Source organism: Pseudoalteromonas sp. S3178, assembly GCF_005886985.1.
Classification (GTDB): Bacteria; Pseudomonadota; Gammaproteobacteria; order Enterobacterales; family Alteromonadaceae; genus Pseudoalteromonas; species Pseudoalteromonas carrageenovora.
Genome location: NZ_PNCW01000081.1, coordinates 1 through 13,629, shown reverse-complemented (window position 1 = coordinate 13,629; position 13,629 = coordinate 1). Strand labels below are relative to the sequence as shown.

Annotated in this window: 13 protein-coding genes; 4 read left to right on the top strand and 9 right to left on the bottom strand. The window is 40.0% G+C overall.

From position 1 onward, the window contains the following. Positions 1 to 574: 574 nt before the first annotated feature. From recG to asnC, 3 genes are read right to left on the bottom strand one after another with little or no spacing between them, the layout of a single operon-like run. Positions 575 to 2,656 carry an ATP-dependent DNA helicase RecG gene (recG, locus tag CWC11_RS18585; RefSeq protein WP_138683885.1) on the bottom strand — a complete coding sequence of 694 codons (2,082 nt, stop codon included), beginning with the start codon at positions 2,654 to 2,656 and terminating at the stop codon, positions 575 to 577. 59 nt (positions 2,657 to 2,715) lie between these two features. After that, on the bottom strand, positions 2,716 to 3,402 hold the full coding sequence (trmH, locus tag CWC11_RS18580) for a tRNA (guanosine(18)-2'-O)-methyltransferase TrmH (protein WP_138683884.1): 687 nt from the start codon (positions 3,400 to 3,402) through the stop codon (positions 2,716 to 2,718). A gap of 41 nt (positions 3,403 to 3,443) precedes the next feature. Next, positions 3,444 to 3,902: a transcriptional regulator AsnC gene (gene asnC, locus CWC11_RS18575; protein ID WP_138683883.1), complete on the bottom strand. Its 459-nt coding sequence runs from the start codon at positions 3,900 to 3,902 to the stop codon at positions 3,444 to 3,446. A 197-nt stretch (positions 3,903 to 4,099) separates the two neighbouring features. Here asnC and asnA point away from each other — a divergent pair, with 197 nt between their 5' ends. Beyond that, on the top strand, positions 4,100 to 5,095 hold the full coding sequence (asnA, locus tag CWC11_RS18570) for an aspartate--ammonia ligase (protein WP_138683882.1): 996 nt from the start codon (positions 4,100 to 4,102) through the stop codon (positions 5,093 to 5,095). 33 nt (positions 5,096 to 5,128) lie between these two features. Here asnA and CWC11_RS18565 read toward each other — a convergent pair whose 3' ends face one another. The 6 genes from CWC11_RS18565 to CWC11_RS18540 all read right to left on the bottom strand — a co-directional run bounded on the left by CWC11_RS18565 (position 5,129) and on the right by CWC11_RS18540 (position 11,524). After that, the gene (locus tag CWC11_RS18565) at positions 5,129 to 6,736 is read right to left on the bottom strand and encodes a flagellar assembly protein A (RefSeq protein ID WP_138683881.1); all 1,608 of its coding nucleotides are present in this window, start codon (positions 6,734 to 6,736) and stop codon (positions 5,129 to 5,131) included. Positions 6,737 to 6,884: 148 nt separating this feature from the next. Beyond that, the gene (ridA, locus tag CWC11_RS18560) at positions 6,885 to 7,277 is read right to left on the bottom strand and encodes a deaminase RidA (RefSeq protein WP_024600049.1); all 393 of its coding nucleotides are present in this window, start codon (positions 7,275 to 7,277) and stop codon (positions 6,885 to 6,887) included. 12 nt (positions 7,278 to 7,289) lie between these two features. Then, a complete protein-coding gene (spoT, locus tag CWC11_RS18555; RefSeq protein ID WP_058548748.1) occupies positions 7,290 to 9,395 on the bottom strand; it encodes a bifunctional GTP diphosphokinase/guanosine-3',5'-bis pyrophosphate 3'-pyrophosphohydrolase in 2,106 nt (701 codons plus the stop codon). A 128-nt stretch (positions 9,396 to 9,523) separates the two neighbouring features. Then, positions 9,524 to 9,799 (bottom strand): DNA-directed RNA polymerase subunit omega, encoded by a 276-nt coding sequence (rpoZ, locus tag CWC11_RS18550; RefSeq protein WP_058548747.1) that lies wholly within the window; start codon positions 9,797 to 9,799, stop codon positions 9,524 to 9,526. 124 nt (positions 9,800 to 9,923) lie between these two features. Then, positions 9,924 to 10,544: a guanylate kinase gene (gene gmk, locus CWC11_RS18545; RefSeq protein WP_138683880.1), complete on the bottom strand. Its 621-nt coding sequence runs from the start codon at positions 10,542 to 10,544 to the stop codon at positions 9,924 to 9,926. A gap of 119 nt (positions 10,545 to 10,663) precedes the next feature. Then, positions 10,664 to 11,524 carry a YicC/YloC family endoribonuclease gene (locus CWC11_RS18540; protein ID WP_138683879.1) on the bottom strand — a complete coding sequence of 287 codons (861 nt, stop codon included), beginning with the start codon at positions 11,522 to 11,524 and terminating at the stop codon, positions 10,664 to 10,666. Positions 11,525 to 11,687: 163 nt separating this feature from the next. Between CWC11_RS18540 and rph the strand changes: the two genes are divergently transcribed. From rph to CWC11_RS18525, 3 genes are read left to right on the top strand one after another with little or no spacing between them, the layout of a single operon-like run. Next, positions 11,688 to 12,401, top strand: coding sequence for a ribonuclease PH (gene rph, locus CWC11_RS18535; protein ID WP_138683878.1), 714 nt, complete (start codon positions 11,688 to 11,690; stop codon positions 12,399 to 12,401). A 12-nt stretch (positions 12,402 to 12,413) separates the two neighbouring features. Further along, positions 12,414 to 13,058 (top strand): orotate phosphoribosyltransferase, encoded by a 645-nt coding sequence (gene pyrE / locus CWC11_RS18530; protein ID WP_089348836.1) that lies wholly within the window; start codon positions 12,414 to 12,416, stop codon positions 13,056 to 13,058. Between the two features lie 57 nt (positions 13,059 to 13,115). After that, positions 13,116 to 13,499 (top strand): diacylglycerol kinase, encoded by a 384-nt coding sequence (locus CWC11_RS18525; RefSeq protein ID WP_138683877.1) that lies wholly within the window; start codon positions 13,116 to 13,118, stop codon positions 13,497 to 13,499. The last annotated feature ends 130 nt before the right edge of the window (positions 13,500 to 13,629 follow it).

Below are 13,629 nucleotides of genomic sequence, written 5' to 3'. Positions count from 1 at the left end.
AAAGAAACCCGTTACAGCAATGTGACGGGTTTTTTGCTGTCTGGGGTTTAGTAAATAGCCAAGAGCCCATGCCGAACTCAGCAGTCAAACAAAACAGCTCGAAGGCGAGCCCCGGCTAACGATAGTATCCCATTTCACTGTGACTCTCTACCGCTGTGGCACCACGACATTCTACTGCGTAGCGCACCGACTTCAAATTGTAGAAAGCCCGACTAGCAATAGTCGGGCTTTTTTACGTCTGCAGAAAAGTAATATTCAGCATTTCCTTCTCTAAAGTGTAGCGTTTCTTAAGCGAAGCGCCTCTTTGTGAGCAGTGTTTTGGGTATCAAATGCATTGGCTGATGATAGTGCTGCATTTCACTGTGGCTCTCTACCACTGTGAGCAGTATGACATCCTACAGCGGCGTCAAGTAAGACAAACCCAACTTGAAAGCGTCGATCTTTTTTATGCTTGAAGGAAAGAGAGTAATTAACTTTTATTAATTAGCTCCCAAGTACCTCCAGCCAGAAGGTGAGTTTCTACATTTAGTAAATTATATATTGTGTAGAGTAATGCCTGAATGTGTATAGCGGGTTATGCTTGTGCGTAGTTGGATTTATTGCCTAACCAACGTTGAATGAGTGGCTCTACTAAATTAGGGTGTTGTTTAAGCATTTGTTGAGCGATAGGTCTAACTTGGTTTAGTGTTTGTTTATCTCGTGTTAAATCTGCTATTTTAAATTCCGCTAAGCCTGTTTGTTTAGTGCCAAGTACTTCACCTGGGCCGCGTATCTCTAAGTCGCGCTCTGCGATGACAAATCCGTCGTTACTATCTCTTAATACACCTAAACGCTTTTGCGCAGTATGAGATAGAGGTGCGTGATATAAAAGGACGCAGTGCGATGCTGTGGCACCACGGCCTACTCGACCACGCAGTTGGTGTAATTGTGCTAAGCCTAAGCGCTCAGGGTTTTCTATTATAATTAAACTAGCGTTTGGCACATCTACGCCAACTTCAATAACTGTGGTAGCGACTAAAACGTGAATATTACCCGCTTTAAAATCACTCATAATGGCCTGCTTTTCCGCTGATTTCATGCGCCCATGCACTAAACCTACATTTAATTCAGGTAGTGCCTCTTTTAATTGCAGAGCGCTATCTTCTGCTGCTTGACATTGTAGAGCTTCAGATTCGTCAATCAGTGTACAAACCCAGTAAACTTGCCTGCCTTGTTCGTTACAGGCCAGTTTTACACGCGCAATTATATCGTCTCTGCGTGTATCAGGAAGTGCTACTGTGGTTATGGGCGTACGCCCAGGTGGTAGCTCATCAATAACAGAGGTTTCTAAATCAGCATAAGCGGTCATGGCAAGCGTTCGTGGAATAGGTGTTGCTGTCATGACTAATTGATGAGGGTAGCAATCACCAAACTTACCCTTTTCGCGAAGAGATAGACGCTGATGCACACCAAAGCGGTGTTGTTCATCAATAACAATAAGCACTAAGTTATTAAACTTAACTTCATCTTGAAAAAGTGCGTGAGTGCCTACTATCATTTGGGCTTCGCCACTGGCTATTTTTTCAAGTGTTGCTATGCGCTCTTTACCTTTTGTTTTACCACCAAGCCAAGCAACTGAAATACCTAATGTGTTAAACCAGTTAGTGAAATTTATGCCATGTTGTTCTGAAAGAATTTCTGTTGGTGCCATTAAAGCAACTTGAAACCCTTGGGCGATGGCTGTTAATGCACTAAGTGCTGCTACCAGTGTTTTACCAGAGCCTACGTCACCTTGTACTAAGCGCATCATTGGGTAGGCGTGCTGTAAGTCACCTTTAATTTCTGTGACTACGCGGTTTTGGGCGTTTGTTGGTGCAAATGGAAGGTTTGATAAAAATTTACTTTCTAGTTCATTGTTAGAGCTTAACGCAACCGCTTTAACTTGTTGTCCTTGCTCTCGTATTTTTAATAAGCTGAGGTTTTGCGCAAGTAATTCTTCAAATACAAGACGTTGCTGAGCAGGGTGAATGCCTTGCTCTAACGCAGTTACATCTACATCATTAGGTGGGCGATGCAATAACAATAAAGCGTCGCTTAACGCCATACTTAATGGTTGCCATTTTGCAGGTAGTAGCTCTTCTACTGAGTACTTGCTTAGTAAATCAATAGCCTGTTCGCTTAAAGCCCTAATCGATAGCTGTTTTAAACCTTCAGTTGTTGAATAAACGGGCGTTAAGGTTATGGCTACTGGTTGTTCGCTGGAGGTATCGCTGATGCTATATTCAGGATGGCTCATTTCAAAGCCAACGCGACCGCGGCGTACTTCACCAAAACAACGTATTATTTTACCAGCACCAAATGCGTTTTTTTGCGCTGCGGTAAAATTAAAAAAACGTAGTGTCAGCCTACCTGTACCATCGTTTATTTGAACAACTAACATACGCCTTTTTCCAAATGTAATTTGGCTAGTTTCAATGGTTGCTTCGACACTTACATGACTATGTAGTGCAAGTTCATTAATGGGGTAAAGGCGAGTTCTATCTTCGTATCTAAGAGGAAGGTGAAATAGCATGTCTTGTACTGTAATAATGCCTAGCTTTAACAAACGCTCAGCCATTTTTGGGCCGACCCCTTTGAGTTCTGTGATTGGGTATTGGTTTAAGCTAGGTTTAGACAAGTTTGATGTAATCTTATTATATGTGTGTGAGTTAAGTGTACTTACAGAGCCTTAGTCCATCAAGTATGTTTTAACGCTTGCCAAAATTGTTCACTCGCGATTATTTCACCATTTTCATCAAGTGGCGGGTAGGGCAACTTTTTTATTCTGCATTGTTTGGCAATAACAGGATGGTAGCCTTCAAAATACATAGGGTGCTTAATTTCATCACTTAACATATTACGGTTATACATACCGGCTTTTTGGCGTTGGTTTTGTGCTTCAAATAAAATAAGTGCTGCAGCAACAGATACATTAAGTGACTGCACCATACCTTGCATTGGAATAATAATATTTTGATCTGCATGCTTTAACGCATGCTCAGAAATTCCTGTTTTTTCTTGACCTACAATAATTGCTGTTGGTTTTGTGTAGTCGATTTCTGTGTAATTGACGGCATCTTCACTAAGGTGAGTTGCTAGTATTTGTACATCAGGGTTATGCTCACGCATTAAAGCAACAGCATCATCAATATTTTTGTGAAGGTGCGTATCTAACCAGTTTTTGCTGCCACCAGAGGTATTGTTAGTTAACCACTTTTGGTTTTCTGGCCACACAGCATGAACATGGTGGCAGCCAACAGCGTCGGCGCTTCGCACAATAGCAGATAAATTGTGGTGTTTATGTACGTCTTCTAAACATACGGTTAAGTCTGTTTGACGGCGTGAAAGTACACCCTCAATTCTTTGATAGCGAGTTTGCTGCATGGTTATCCTCTTTTTTCGGCAATTATACGAGATTTTTGCGCTTAAGGCATTACCGTACGGCTAATTGGGTTTTGCAGAGAAATTAGGGTTTCTGTTGATTGAATTGCCTCTATTGCTTGTATTTTATTAATCAACACATCTTGCAGATGATCAATTGATTTCGTCATTACTTTTATAAATATACTGTAGTTGCCTGTCGTGTAATAAGCTTCTACTACTTCCTCTAGAGCTTCTAATTTAATAAGTGTTTGTGGGTAATCGCGTGCGTTACTTAAGTTAATACCTATAAAACAACATACATCGTAACCAAGCTGTTTAGTATCTATCGTTAATTGAGTTCCGGTGATTATGCCTGCTTGCTTCATTTTTTCTATTCGCACGTGAATAGTGCCCGCACTAACGTTGAATTTTTTTGCTAATTCCGCATAGGCTGTACGGGCATTTGCCATTAATGCGTGAAGTATCTGTTTATCGAGATTATCGATTAAATAATTATTCATTAGATTATCTTACTTAAATTAGTGAATTCTCATTTTAATAGGGGGTAAATTAATTGATTTAATAAGATAAGGCTATTTTTATTAAAGGATATTGAATTAAATGTTCAAATCGTTACATTAACCTCATTGAAAGCATCTGTTGAGGTGTTTTTTATCAATTAAGCAAGTAACAATAACTGGGAATGAGGCCAATTATTATGAGTTCACACTATGTGCAGCAACAGCAGCAAATAAGCAAAGTTAAGCAGTTTTTCTCGCAGCAATTAGAGCAGCAACTAGGGCTAATTGAAGTACAAGCCCCTATTCTGGCTAAAGTAGGCGATGGCACACAAGATAACCTTAGTGGCCACGAGAATGCAGTTGCAGTAAAAGTGAAAGCGATTACAGATAGCAGCTATGAAGTTGTTCATTCTCTTGCAAAATGGAAGCGTAAAACGCTCGCTACTTATGGTTTTAAAGTTGGAGAAGGTATTTATACGCAAATGAAGGCACTTCGCCCTGATGAAGACTCACTAAGCCCTATTCATTCTGTATATGTTGATCAGTGGGATTGGGAAAAAGTGATTTGCCAAACGAGCGAACGTTCGTTAAGTACATTACAAGAAACAGTTAAAGCTATTTATAAAGGCTTAAAGAAAACAGAGCAGTTTGTAAGTGACAGCTTTGGCATAAACACATTTTTACCACGTGATATAACATTTGTACATAGTGAAGATTTACGCAAAATGTACCCTGATTTTAATGCTAAGCAACGAGAAAAAGCGATTACACAAGAGTATGGTGCAGTATTTTTAATCGGTATAGGTGGCGCATTAGGAGATGGCAAAATTCATGATGTAAGAGCTCCAGATTACGATGATTGGTCTACACCTACAGCTGATGAGTATAGAGGCTTGAACGGTGATATTTTAGTATGGAATCCTGTATTAGAGGACGCATTTGAAATTTCATCAATGGGCATACGCGTTAGCCCTGATGCCTTAAAGGTACAACTGAGCATAACTAATGATGAAGATCGTTTAGAATTTGATTGGCATAAAGCGCTTCTACAAGGCGATTTTCCACAAACTATAGGTGGTGGAATAGGGCAATCGCGTGTAGCTATGTTATTGCTACAAAAGCAGCATATAGGGCAAGTACAAGTTGGTGTGTGGCCGCAGCATACACATGATGCGGTAGTTGGCTTGTTGTAATAATGCAGTGAGTGCTCTGTGAGCACTCAACCCTTAATGTGTTTTAAATTCTACTTCAATTTTATTATTTATAAGTTTTACATTACATGGAGGGTAGTTGCGGGTAGTTTTAAGTACTTTATCAAAAATATGAATTTCTACCCCTGAGTGTAAAACTGAGTTCACGGCAAGGTTGGCATCGCTCAATAAGTCATGCAGGTCATGATCTAATGCCGATAGGCGTTTTTCTAATTGCTCTGCTTGCTGACAGTAATGTTGCTGGGTTGCACCAATTTTAGTAATTAACAGTTTCTTTTTTTCTGCATCTTTTACTAAATCTGTTTTTTCTAGTGCGGCTTGAAGTGTATCTAGTTGCTCATCTGTTTTTGCTAAGTCTTTAAAACAATTGTCTGTATCAGCTGTTATTTCTGCGCCTGATGCCGCCAAGTTAATAGTCATTTTAGCACCTGACTCATTACCAATCTCACCGGCTATTAGTGTTGTTGCATCAAGTATTTCACCACCAAATATTTTGCCTTTAGGCGCATCAGATTGGCCAACCTGCAATAGCCGCTTTGCCTTCATTACACAATGGCTTGTTTGACGGTCAATAAAAATATTATGAGCCTCTAAATAGCAATATTGTGAGTGGGATACATGAATATCACCCTGCGCAATTAACTTACAAGAAAGCGTTTTATCATCAGCTTTTTGATGCCCAATAATACCTTGTTTAACCGTAATGTTCCCGCCTGCGGTAAGCTCACCTGATTCTACTGTGCCAAAAATAGTGATATCGCCTTTAGCGCTTACTTTCATCCCAGGCTCTATATTACGGGTAACAATAACGCTGCCTTCAAAATCAATATGGCCACTTTTCACTGTTACATCTGATATAGTAAAAATGTCATCTACGCGCATGCCATTATTAATTTCAACAGGTACGCCAGCAATGGTAGATACCAGTTCTAGTGGATTAACTTTTGATATTTCAGTGCCTTCACCGGCGACTAATTGCTTACTATCACCCGCTTTAGCCGGAAGTATATCGCCTAGTACAGTGAAACCTTCTTTGCCTGGGGTAGCAGGTTGTTGACGAATAAGTACAGAGCCGGGCTCCACACTCGCCAGCTTACCAAAGTCACGCATATCAACACTGCCATCTTCTTTTAGCTTTGGTGCTTTTAAGCGATCTTTTAGGGTTTCTACTGTGGTTATGAGCTTAGTTGCTAAACCGTCACTTGGGAGCCTGCCTTTAGCTAAAATGCCTTTAACTAATGATCCTGCTTCATTCTCAAATTGCTTTTGTAATAACTGCTCCAAAAAAGCCTGCTTATAACCACGAACAATACCTGCTTTTATAAGTTGTTTTTTAGCTTCTTCGAGGCTTAATAACTTGCCGCCCTGAGCAAGTGTCAGTTCGCCAATAGCTAGCATTTTATCGTCGCTAATAGTGACATTTAATACGGCGTTATGTTTACTTGCAACTACCAGTGTTTTATCAGCACTTTCATTTTTAAAAAAGTCATTAATTGAGTCATGCTCGATTTTGCAGTCGCAAAAAGTCGACTTTTCAAGCGCCTCAATAATAAATGCAGCGCTAGGAGGCACGTGCTCCCCTACATCAAGTAAAACATTTCCATTTTGGGCAAGCTTAAACACTAGTTGATCCTTTTCTACTACTTAAGTTAAATTTTTTATAAAAAACAATTACAGAGTGCTAGAAAATAGTATTTGAGTCAAGAAATGAGAGTGGACGAAATGTTAAGAGGGAAAAAAGGCTATGGAGCATAGCCATAGCCTGTAAAGCTTAGTTAGTAGAGGGCAATTCCATAATGCCGTCTATTTCAACTTGCGCACCTTTTGGTAACGCTCTAACACCTAATGCTGCACGTGCAGGGTAAGGCTGTTTAAAGTACTGACTCATTACTTCATTAACTGTAGCAAAGTTCGATAAATCAGTAAGGTAGATATTAATTTTTACCAAGTCTTGAATTTTTCCGCCAGCTTCTTCACATACCGCAGTAATATTTTTGAATACTTGATGTGTTTGTTCACTAAAATCTTCTGAGATCATTTCCATAGTCTCAGGCACTAATGGGATCTGACCTGATAAGTAAACAGCAGTGCCAACTTTAACTGCTTGGCTATATGTACCAATTGCTGCAGGTGCTTTGTCGGTAGAGATAAATGCTTTATTCATGTTTTTCCTATTTTACTTTTTACGATAGACTTTTTGCACATCAGGCATAACGCGAATGCGGCGCATAATGTTAGCAACATGGACACGGTTTTTAACGGTGACTCCTAGATCTATCACGTATAAATTACTTTCTTTTTCATCAGTGGCAATTTCTACAATATTGGCTTGGGTTGTAGCTACAACATTGGTTAATTTAGCTAATGCCCCTTGATGATTAATAATTTCAACTCTTAGAGCTGCAATGTATTCTTTTTCTGGGTTGTCGTCCCATTTTACAACTAGGTACTTAGAGCGTTCACTCTCCCAGCCTCGAATGTTTTTACATTCTTGACGGTGAACAGTGAGACCTTTACCTTGGCTAATATGCGCTGTAATAGCATCACCAGGTACAGGTCGACAACATTTAGAGTAATTAACTAGCATGCCTTCTGTACCAATAATGGTCGCCTTGGCCTGGTTAGTTATATCAGTTAAATCGTCATTGTCGTTTTGCAATAAACGTTTAGCTATTAATACGCTCATTAAATTACCAGAGCCAATTTCAACAAGTAACTCAAGGACTGTAGATAGTTCATGCTCTTCAAGTACTCTGGCAATGTTTTCATCGGCAATACTATCGAGTTTGTTTTCGCCTAACGCAGAATCAAGTAAGCGACGGCCTAAAAGCATCGCTTCTTCGTGGTGTTGGCTTCTTAGGTAATTACGAACGCCCAAACGTGCTTTACCAGTAACAATAAAGTTTAACCAAGTCGCATTAGGGTGGGCGCCTGAGCTTGTTATTATCTCTATGGTTTGCCCAGTATCAAGCGGCTTACTTAATGGGTGTGGCTTACGGTTAACACGTGCACCTACACAAGTGTTACCTACATCAGTATGTACAGCATAAGCAAAATCAACAGCAGTTGCGCCCATTGGTAGCTCTACTATGCGACCATCAGGCGTAAACACGTATATTTCTTCTGGGAATAACTCAGTTTTTACGTTTTCAACAAATTCAAATGATGAACCAGCGCTTTGCTGTAGCTCTAATAAACTTTGCATCCATTGGCGAGCACGTTGCTGAGCTGTATTTCCAGCACCATCACCTGCTTTTTTATACATCCAATGTGCAGCAACCCCTTTATCGGCCATATGATCCATATCGTGGGTACGAATTTGAATTTCAACAGGTATACCGTGTGGGCCAACTAAAGAAGTATGTAAAGACTGATAGCCATTTGTTTTTGGCACTGCAATATAGTCTTTAAAGCGCGTTTCAATTGGTTTATAAAGGTTATGTGCAACACCTAATACGCGATAACACGTATCCATAGAATCAACGGCAATTCTGAACGCGTAAATATCCATAACTTCGTTAAATAGTAGCTCTTTATTAAGCATTTTTTTATAAATACTATATAGGTGCTTTTCACGTCCTGATACGGTGGCTTTAATTCCCGACTCTTCAAGACGTGCTTCTATTTCGCTTTGAATATTAGAAATAACTTCTTTACGATTACCACGCGCTTTAGCAACTTCTGATTTAAGCGCACGGTGTCTCATAGGGTATAAAGCCTGAAAACCTAAATCTTCAAGCTCATTTTTAATATCGTGAATACCTAAACGGTTTGCTATTGGTGCGTAAATCTCGAGCGTTTCGCGTGCTATACGTCGACGTTTATCTGGGCGAAGGGCGCCCAATGTACGCATATTATGTGTTCTATCAGCAAGTTTGATTAATATAACCCTAATATCTTGGGTCATAGCCATAATCATTTTACGGTAGTTTTCAGCTTGGAATTCTTTTTTATCTTTAAAGCTAAGCTTATCGAGCTTACTTACACCTTCAACGAGTTCTGCCACTGTTTCACCAAAAATTTCAGCTAAATCTTGTTGGCTAAAATCGGTGTCTTCAATTACATCATGCATCAGCGCTGCCATGAGCGTTTCATGATCTAGGTGCATTCCTGCAAGAATTTGGCTTACTTCTACGGGGTGAGTAATGTAAGGTTCGCCGCTCGAGCGAGTTTGTCCTTCATGGGCCTCTCGGGCTACCACGTAAGATTTTTGAACCAGCTCTACATCAGCAGCGGGCAAGTATTCTGATATTTTCTTTTTAAGACCTTCAAAAAGATACATTCACACTCCAATGTTCTCGTGAAGCAAATTAGGTAACGGTAAGTTAAGAATATACGATGAAAAGAGAGGATTGCCAACGGCTATAGTAGAAATACTGCGCCGTTGGCTAAATCAGACCGGGAGGTCGATTACTGGTTGCCACCAACAATGGCAGCAACAGCAGCTAATTCAGCTGCTTCTTGGTGTTGTTGTTCTTCACGGTCAATTACGTCCATTGATGAACTATCAACTAAACCTAATTCAATTTCACGTAAAGCAACTACCGTTGGTTTATCGTTTTCAGGATCTACTAGTGGATCTTTACCACCAACAGCAATTTGGCGGGCACGACGAGCCGCAACTAAAATTAAGTCAAAACGATTACCAACTGCATCTACTGCATCTTCAACTGTTACGCGAGCCATCTCAGCACTCCAAAATATTTTAAAAGCAAAGGCGTAGTTTACTCCAAGGAGCAAGTTTCGCCAATAGCCAGTGGTTAATTTTTATCAGTTTTATATATCTAATACTGATTTAAACGCCGCTTAGTTATTTGAGTAAGCTGCTTAGTAAGTTTTGATGGCGGTTTTGCTGCGCTTTTAACGTTAAACGCTGAGCCATCACAATAGTTTCTATATCGCTAAGAGCAGTATCAAAATCATCATTTACAACTACAAAGTCGTATTCATTATAATGCGAGGTTTCTGATTGTGCTTGTGCCATACGCCCAGCAATTACCTCAGCTGAGTCTTGTCCGCGGTTATTTAAACGCTGCTCAAGTTCTTCTTTTGAAGGCGGTAAAATAAAAATGGTCTGTACGCTTGGCATAATCTTACGAACCTGTTGCGCGCCTTGCCAATCAATATCTAAAAATACATCAATACCTGCATCTAGCTGTGATTCAATTGCTTGCTTTGATGTGCCGTAGTAGTTATCAAACACTTGAGCCCATTCAAAAAAATCATCTTTGGCAATTAACGCTTTAAATTCATCGGCGCTTACAAAGTGATAGTGGACCGCGTTTTCTTCACCAGGGCGAGGTGAGCGTGTAGTATGCGATACTGATACTTCCATATCGTCATGCTTTTTTAGTAATGCATTAATTAAGCTAGATTTACCCGCACCAGAAGGCGCAGATAAGATAAATAAGTTTCCGCGAGTTTGAGCCATGTTTTTCTCTACTTAAAAATAAACAGGCTTGAGTTACAAAAATAACCCAAGCCTTTAATGACACTATTGTACTTTATTTAGCTAATTGTGCTCAAGTGAGTCACAAAATTGAAATAGTATTATTCAATATTTTGTATCTGCTCTCGCATCTGCTCAATGAGCACTTTTAGTTCTACAGCTGCATTAGTTATATCGCTATTAATAGACTTAGAGGCTAGAGTGTTTGCTTCGCGGTTAAACTCTTGCATCATAAAATCTAAACGGCGGCCACATGCTCCGCCTTTTTTAAGAATTTTTCGTGTTTCTTTAACGTGCGATTTTAAGCGGTCTAGTTCTTCGGCAACATCTTGTTTTTGAGCAAGATAAATAAGCTCTTGTTCAAGGCGAGATTCGTCAATGTCTGTTTTTAAGTCTTCTAGTTTTTGATTTAGCTTTTCACGCTGCCATTTTGCAATTTCTGGCATATGAGTTTCTACTACATCAACTTGCTCAAGTATTGCATCAAGGCGAGTTGTAATCATTTCTTCTAAATTAGCACCTTCATCACCACGAGCAGATTTAAAATCCTCTATTACTTGGTCAAATCCGGTAATAAGCGCTTTGTTCACAGTATCTAAATCTATTTCTTGTGCTTCCATAACGCCAGGCCAACGCAATATATCAACGGGGTTAATGTCGCCATTACTTTGTTGCTGCACCCATTTAGCACTATTTATTAATTGCTCAGCGAGTGATTCATTTATAGAAAGCTCGCCAACATGGGCTGGGTTTGCCACAAATTTTAAAAACACTTCAACTTTACCGCGTTGTAGATGCTTACGTAATCGTTCGCGAATCACAGGCTCCATGCCACGAAATTGCTCTGGTGCGCGAATAAATGTTTCAAGGTAGCGCTGGTTCACTGAGCGTACTTCCCAGGTGCCCGTGCCCCAGTCGCCTTTTACTTCGCGACGTGCATAAGCAGTCATACTGTGGATCATGGATAGGTTCCTAAAATTTGTAAATTCAATATTGCAGTGATTATACCGTAACACCACTTAACCTCTAGGGAAAATTTATTAGGCTGAATATTTTACAATCAGCATGGCATCTACCTTCACATGCACTTATAATGTCGCAAATTCAGAATAAAGGGGATCGTCCATGCGTCCAAGCGAAAGAACACCTAACCAAATTAGACCTGTTACATTTACACGTAATTACACTTTACATGCTGAAGGCTCAGTACTAGTAGAGTTTGGTAACACCAAAGTACTTTGTACTGCAACTGTTGAAGCGGGTGTTCCTCGTTTCATGAAAGGTCAAGGCAAGGGTTGGGTTAATGCTGAATATGGCATGTTACCTCGCGCAACGCATACTCGTAATGCTCGCGAAGCGGCACGTGGTAAACAGGGCGGTCGTACAATGGAAATTCAACGCTTAATTGCACGTGCACTAAGAGCCGCTGTAGACTTAAAAGCGCTTGGCGAAAATACGATTACTATCGACTGTGACGTAATTCAAGCCGACGGCGGAACGCGTACAGCTTCTATTAGTGGTGCATGTGTCGCTTTAGTTGACGCACTTACCCACATGCGCTCAAAAGGGATGATCAATTCAAACCCCCTCAAACACATGATTGCTGCTATTTCGGTTGGTATCTACAACGGCCAAGCAATTAGTGATTTAGAGTATATTGAAGACTCTGCTGCTGAGACTGACATGAACGTAATTTTAACCGAAACAGGTAAAATTATTGAAATACAAGGTACTGCAGAGGGTGAACCATTCTCGTTCGACGAATTAGATGAGCTACTTACGTTAGCTAAACATTCAATCCGTGAGATTATTGACGTTCAAAAACAAGCGTTAGCATAAGCGAGTACCCCAATGAAAGATTATCAAAAAGAATTTATTGAATTTGCTTTAGAAAAGCAGGTTTTAAAATTTGGTGAGTTTACCCTTAAATCAGGCCGCACTAGCCCATACTTTTTTAATGCAGGACTTTTTAATACGGGTCGTGATTTAGCGCGTTTAGGTCGCTTTTACGCATCGGCCCTTGAAGATGCAGCAATAGAATACGATGTTTTATTTGGCCCTGCCTATAAGGGTATCCCTATTGCGACTACAACTGCAGTTGCCTTAGCTGACCATCACGATAAAGACGTACCTTATTGCTTTAACCGCAAAGAGAAAAAAGCACATGGTGAAGGCGGTACATTAGTAGGCTCTGAATTAACGGGCAAAATTATGCTGGTGGATGATGTGATCACCGCGGGTACTGCTATTCGTGAATCAATGGAAATCATCGCAGATAATGGTGCAGACTTAAGTGGTGTATTAATAGCACTTGATCGCCAAGAAAAAGGTAAAGCAGAGCTTTCAGCTATTCAAGAGGTTGAGCGCGACTTTAATACCAAGGTGATCTCTATTGTAAAATTAGCTGATCTTATTAGCTACCTTGAGAGCCAAGGTACAATGGACGAGCATTTAGCATCAGTTAAAGCATACCGAGATCAATACGGTATTGCCTAACTAAAAAAGCCTCGCAATTGCGGGGCTTTATTTTGACAACAGTCTATAGAGCTAATAATGAAAGATGTAATTAAACCTAATGGCCTTGGTATAAAGCGTATATTCAAAGCAACGTATTGTTCATACCTAGGCTTCAAAGCGGCCTTTATAGAAGAAGCGGCTTTCAGACAAGAGTTGCTACTTAGCATTATTTTGCTACCCATTTCTTTCTGGCTAGCTTCATCAGTATTACATTGGGTATTATTAGTAAGTACATTACTGATCATATTAATTGTAGAACTACTTAATTCAGCAATCGAAGCATTAACAGATCGCGTTAGTACAGAGCGCCATGTGTTATCAGGGCGTGCAAAAGATATGGGCTCTGCAGCGGTAACCCTCTCATTAATGATCCTTACGATCGTGTGGGGTGCTAGTTTGTATATAAAGTTATTTCAGTAAACCCTCTATATAAACCAATTAACACACTTAAAATGTTAATAAAGTGCTAGTTATGTTGTGTTTTTAGCATGTTTAGCTCAAATACTCAGCGAACAGTCATTTATTTCACGTTTTCTTCAAAAAAGGGTTG

Coding starts and splice junctions, on each gene's coding strand:
- trmH (WP_138683884.1), bottom strand. CDS start 3,402: ATGCAGCAAACTCGCTATCAAAGAATTGAGGGTGTACTTTCACGCCGT.
- asnC (WP_138683883.1), bottom strand. CDS start 3,902: ATGAATAATTATTTAATCGATAATCTCGATAAACAGATACTTCACGCA.
- asnA (WP_138683882.1), top strand. CDS start 4,100: ATGAGTTCACACTATGTGCAGCAACAGCAGCAAATAAGCAAAGTTAAG.
- ridA (WP_024600049.1), bottom strand. CDS start 7,277: ATGAATAAAGCATTTATCTCTACCGACAAAGCACCTGCAGCAATTGGT.
- spoT (WP_058548748.1), bottom strand. CDS start 9,395: ATGTATCTTTTTGAAGGTCTTAAAAAGAAAATATCAGAATACTTGCCC.
- rpoZ (WP_058548747.1), bottom strand. CDS start 9,799: ATGGCTCGCGTAACAGTTGAAGATGCAGTAGATGCAGTTGGTAATCGT.
- gmk (WP_138683880.1), bottom strand. CDS start 10,544: ATGGCTCAAACTCGCGGAAACTTATTTATCTTATCTGCGCCTTCTGGT.
- CWC11_RS18540 (WP_138683879.1), bottom strand. CDS start 11,524: ATGATCCACAGTATGACTGCTTATGCACGTCGCGAAGTAAAAGGCGAC.
- rph (WP_138683878.1), top strand. CDS start 11,688: ATGCGTCCAAGCGAAAGAACACCTAACCAAATTAGACCTGTTACATTT.
- pyrE (WP_089348836.1), top strand. CDS start 12,414: ATGAAAGATTATCAAAAAGAATTTATTGAATTTGCTTTAGAAAAGCAG.
- CWC11_RS18525 (WP_138683877.1), top strand. CDS start 13,116: ATGAAAGATGTAATTAAACCTAATGGCCTTGGTATAAAGCGTATATTC.